This is a genomic window from Verrucomicrobiota bacterium, from assembly GCA_016871535.1.
Taxonomy (GTDB): Bacteria; Verrucomicrobiota; Verrucomicrobiia; order Limisphaerales; family SIBE01; genus VHCZ01.
On record VHCZ01000354.1, the window covers coordinates 1 to 5,272 of the forward strand.

Here is a 5,272-nt window from a genome sequence, read left to right on the forward strand (position 1 = left end):
GAATTTTGCCTGGGGCTGCGTTGCTCCTCGGTCACAGCCCCACTGGCGGGGGATGCTCGCTCGTCGCGCCTTGCCCCAGGCCAAATTGGGCGCAACGAACGTGAGCGTATTTACGAAACGGACCACTTAGAGCGTGTCCGAAAATTCCGCGGGGCCCTGTTTTCGCGCCAAAGGCCGGATGGCGAGGCGCGACGAAGGAGAATATCCTCCCTGGATCTTCGACTGAGGAGCAACAAAGCCAGGCGGCCTTTGGCGCGAAAACCCTCCGGGCGGCGGGTCTTTTGTCCGTGGCCTGCGTTGGCTCGGTCCTTACAGCCCGCGTTGGGGATGCTCGGACCTCGCCGCCTTGGCCACAGCCAAAATCCCTCGCCGCAGGACCCCGCGCAATTTTCGGACACGCTCTTAGCCACCGCCAAAAGACCTCGCCGCAGAACCCCACGCAATTCTCAGACGGGCTACTGTAGTGATGTGTCTCCAGGTGCGGTTCATTCTCCTTTCGTGCCTTGGTGTGTTTTGTGGGCCCAACCGTTGTTTCCATTAGGCCGAATGCCCAGAATTCTTCACCCCAAGGAGGATGCGCGTGAAGTAGGCAAGAAAGTTGTCGGGACGTATGGGGGGTGAAACCAGAGATTTTTTGGGGGGTAAGCTCCGGCGTCTTTCAGTTAATCACAGGCGCGAGGTGGAAATGTCCTTATGAATTCAACGTGAAATTGCGGCACGAGTGTGCCGCAGAAATGCACAACCAATTCAAAACTACAAACCTCAAAGAAAGGACTCACATTGCGCTTCTCGCTCAAATCTCATCGAGCGTCAAGCGTCGCCAGCCTTGACACCCACCTTTTGACATCTTGACATGCTCGGCATCACGAATTACGGATCACGCCCTCCGTTTCACGCTCCAGGCCTTACGCATTACGCCCGCCTACTCCGCCACATAAACATTCTTCACCTCCGTGTAACCCTCCATCGCCGCCATGCCGAGGTCGCGGCCGAGGCCGCTCTGTTTGAAGCCGCCGAACGGGGCTTCGGTATGGACGCTATTGTGGCAATTGACGCTGAGCACACCGCTCTCGACCGCCTTCGCCACGCGGATCGCGCGCCGCAAGTCGTTCGTCCAAAGTGATCCGCTCAGGCCGTAGGGCGAGGCGTTCACGTCGCGAATCATCTGCGCCTCGTCGTCGAACGGCGTCAGGCACACGACCGGGCCGAAAATCTCCTCACGCCAACAGCGGTCTTCCTTGTTCACGTCAAGCAACACCGTTGGTTCGAGATAATAGCCCTTGGGATGCGGCCGCGCGCCGCCGCAAGCGAACTTGCTCCCGCGTTTGCGGGCATCCGCCAGATACTCTTCCACCGTTTCTCGCTGGCCCGCTGAGACCAGGGGGCCAAGCTGAGTCTCAGGCCGCGTCGGATCACCGACCATGAGCTGCCTGGTCGCCGCCACGAAGCGCTCCACGAACGGCTCGTAAATCTTTCGTTCGACGAACATGCGGCTGCGGGCGCAACAGTCCTGGCCCGTGTTCGCAAAGACACTCATCGGCGAAGTCTCTGCCGCGCGCTGCCAGTCGGCATCGGCGAACACAATGTTCGGCGATTTGCCGCCCAGTTCGAGCGAGACGCGTTTGATGTCGCGCGAAGCCAGCTCCATGATCCGGCGCCCAATCTCCGTCGAACCGGTGAAGGAGATCTTGCGCACGAGCGGATGCGTCACGAGCGCGTCGCCCATGGCCGAACCGCTGCCGGACAGAACTTGCAGCACACCTGGCGGCAAGCCCGCGGCGTGTGCCAGCTCACCCAGTTTGAGCGCTGTGAGCGGCGAAAGCGAAGCCGGCTTGAGCACAACGCAATTCCCCGCTGCCAGCGCGGGCGCGGCCTTCCAGCAAGCGATCGGAAAAGGAAAATTCCACGGCACAATGCACGCGACGACGCCCATGGGCTGACGCAAGGTAAAATCAAAACCGCCGCGTCCGACGGGAATCGTTTGCCCGCCGAACTTTGTCACGGCGCCCGCGTAATACTCGAACACGCGCGCGCCCAGGGCCGCTTCGTCCCGCGCGTCGCTGATTGGCTTCCCGATGTGGAGAGTTTCGAGTTGCGCGATCTCTTCCAGGTGATCGCGGAGCTTGCGGGCCACGTCGTGCAAGGCCGCTTCGCGCTTGCCAGGCGCCAGGTCGCGCCAGCCGGTTTCCCAGGCGCGCTGGGCGGACTCCACCGCGGCGTTGACGTCGATGATATCTGCCGCGGCGATTTCTGCGAACGCTTCTTCGTTGGCCGGGTTCACGAGCGTGGTGTAGTGGCCGGACGACGAAGTTCGATAGCTTCCGTCAACGAACAATTCGGTGGGGAACTTCAGCGTGCTTGTCATGCGCCGAAGATTCTCGACCGATGCGCCTGAATCTGCCAGGAAGAATTTCTGGCTGCGAAGGGCTGGGTTGAAGAGCGGACGCATGTCCCGAACTGCGAGACCGCACCGCAGTGCAGAGTTCGCGATGGGGAGCGCACGCGCCCTCACGTGCTGTGGTCGGCGCCCTCGCCGACCACATACCATCGCACCGTACCGTCGAGCTGTTCATATTGACCGATTTCAACGACGTTCCGACCGGCGAGGCGCCGGTCGGGACACGCGAGGGCGCGTGTGCTCCCCAATGGCCGCGCCTTCACCGGTTTAGCTTCTCTCGATCGGATGCCGCAAAATCGTCTTCAACCGTTCGGCCGGAACTCGCCTTGGATCCGAGAGGTAAATCTCGTGATGGCGCCCACGAAATCGAAGGCCATTCACCGTGAAGGCCACGCCGCAGAGCGCGCCGATTTTGTCCGTGAAGGCTGCCCCGCCCGGTTCGCCCTGGCCATCAATCGCCAGGTACTGCTTGGTCCGCGGGATGGACGACAAAGCTCGTAGCGCAGAGTTGCACTCTGCCGTATCGCAGAATTGTATTCTGCGGGGCGTCTCCCAGTCCGAGCACGCTGGGACTTGCCGGCGCCCTGCCGATTGGAAATCTGCGCTGCGGTTCTCCGGTCGATCTGTCGTCAATCCCACGGTCTGCACAGTAAGTGGCCGGCTTGAGATTGACGATCGCGGGCTTTCGCGTCGCGGCGTATTCGTCTTTGTGGAGTTTGTAGAGATCGATCTTTTCTGGGGTTTCATAGAGGGCTGCCATCTCTGTTCAAACTAGCGCCGGTTTCGCCTGCAGCGGCACATAGAGGTCTGTCAACAAATCCGGCGGCTCGGTGCTGACGGGATCATTTACGGCCAAGAAGCTCGTTAAAGCAGCGCGCGCAGCAAACCGATCACGCCGACGCTTAACGCCGCCAGCGAGTCGCCTGCAATCAATCCGCCGCCGATCAGCGAGGTCGTGCTCATGTCGGCGGGAAGCTCGATCCTGGATTGTTCGGACTGCCTGTCCGCCCGGCGGCGTTTCAAGAACTCTTCCAGAAGCGAGCTGACGATCCCTCCCAACATCCACCACACCGTCGTGATCAAATTCACGAAGCCTCCGAACGACGATGCATACGGGCTGGGCAAGACCACCGCATCCAAAGCAAAGTCCGTGACAGCGCCTGTCTTGCCTGACCGAACGAACGTTTTGTACCTGGCACTGCTCTTGATCACCTTTCGCAGAAGCTCGATGACCAAGCCGATGCCCATGCCGATGAGAAGCGCTTTGATGATGTGCGGTTGCGGGTTGGTGAGTCCTTTGAGAACACCGACGAGCTTGTAGGTCATCGCGGATTGCCACTGCTGCGCGCCCTCGGCCGTCGGATTGCTGAACGTGTCGATTCGCAGGACCGGGTAGGCGCTCAAGAAAACCTTGGCCAGGCCCACCGCCAGGAGCGCCCCCATGAAAATGCCGATCGCCTGGTAGCGAAATTGGATCAGCCGGTTCGACCCCAGCCGCCAGCCCGTCGAACGGTCCTGCTGCATATCGACGCCGACCCCGCACCCCGCAAGCAGGATGGACGCGCACATCAGGCCCACGCCCGGATCGCGCAGGCCCACGACGGTCATCAGAATGACCGAAACGACGAACGCGCTGGAAATGGGGTTCCAGTCCGAGATACCCGTCGAGATGCCGTTGATGAGCACGAAAATGAAAATCAAACCCACCGCGAACGCGACGAATAGCAACGGTTGGTTCAGGATATTGCTGGCGACCAGAACCAGCGCGACGCCCCAAACGCCAACCCACCCAACCAGCCGCACGGTGTTGATCCGCTTCCAGTCCGGAGCTGTCTCCGGAATCTCCGGCCGCTTTTGCGTCAAACGTTGGAACGCTTGATACGCGATGACAGCCAAATCGACGATGGCGGCCCCGAGAATCGTGCCCAGCGCCAGGATGAAACCGATCTTCCGAAACGGATCCTTTTCCTCCAGCCAGCCGAGCGTCCGCAGCCAGGGCGTGAGGCTGTAGCCGATCAAGCCGACTACAAAAGCCGGAATGGCGATCCGCGCGCCGACAATCATGCCCGCGCCAATGGTGGAGGTCGAAATGCCGAGTCCTTCGATGGCGGCGATTTTCAACGTCGCCAACCCGCCCAGAAAACCGGTCAAGGTTCCGCCGCCGAGTTTGCGGATGGATTGCGTGAGCAGATTCTTGTCAGTCAACGCCCGCAAAATATTCGCGACGGCGAAGCCGGAGGGATACGTCAGTTGCATCCGGTCCACGAGGATCGGCGTGTAGAGCATGCCGACGCCGATGCTGAACATGCCGATGCAAATGAAATACAAAACCATCTTCCACACCGGCGGCTCCGGCAGGCCCAGCCAGATCATGGCTTGCAGCACCACGCCCATCGCGGCCATCTGCGCGACCGACGCGGCCATGGTCTGCATGTAATTGGCGCCGTGCTTGCCCTCCGCGCCGTAGCCGTAGGTGACCGCGCTGCCTAGAATCCCCGCCAGGACTTGTCCGCCCACGAAGAAGCCCAGCGAAAAATTCATGAACGCAGCGGAGATGCCACCGAGCGGTCCCAAAATGAAAATCGCGACCGCGCCGAGCAGGACGTAGTACGCTCGTGAGCCGATGGGAGGGAGCAGACGATGAAAGGTGGAAGGTGATCTTTCGCGCAAGGTCATCGTCAGGTGCTAGGGTGTTTTGTAGCGGATGAATCGAATCAAAGCCACGAAATATCCAGGCAGTGGTAACCCTAAGTGGTCCATTTCATAAATACGCTCACGTTCGCGGCAAGGGATTTTTCGGCCAGACGAGGCGCGAGCGACGAGCATATCCCGAAGTGGATCTGTAAGGAGCAAGCAACGAAGTCTGGCGAAAAA

Annotated in this window: 3 protein-coding genes and 1 pseudogene; all 4 read right to left on the reverse strand. The window is 60.5% G+C overall.

Annotated elements, in window-relative coordinates; genetic code table 11:
- Positions 1–922 precede the first annotated feature (922 nt).
- The 4 genes and pseudogenes from FJ398_25825 to FJ398_25840 all read right to left on the reverse strand — a co-directional run bounded on the left by FJ398_25825 (position 923) and on the right by FJ398_25840 (position 5,023).
- Complete coding sequence (locus FJ398_25825) at positions 923–2,353, reverse strand: aldehyde dehydrogenase (protein ID MBM3841310.1); 1,431 nt, start codon at positions 2,351–2,353, stop codon at positions 923–925.
- 312 nt (positions 2,354–2,665) lie between these two features.
- Positions 2,666–2,752, reverse strand: a pseudogene (locus tag FJ398_25830) (transcriptional regulator).
- A 97-nt stretch (positions 2,753–2,849) separates the two neighbouring features.
- A complete protein-coding gene (locus tag FJ398_25835) occupies positions 2,850–3,158 on the reverse strand; it encodes a hypothetical protein (protein ID MBM3841311.1) in 309 nt (102 codons plus the stop codon).
- A gap of 104 nt (positions 3,159–3,262) precedes the next feature.
- Complete coding sequence (locus FJ398_25840; GenBank protein ID MBM3841312.1) at positions 3,263–5,023, reverse strand: peptide transporter; 1,761 nt, start codon at positions 5,021–5,023, stop codon at positions 3,263–3,265.
- Between the last annotated feature and the right edge of the window lie 249 nt (positions 5,024–5,272).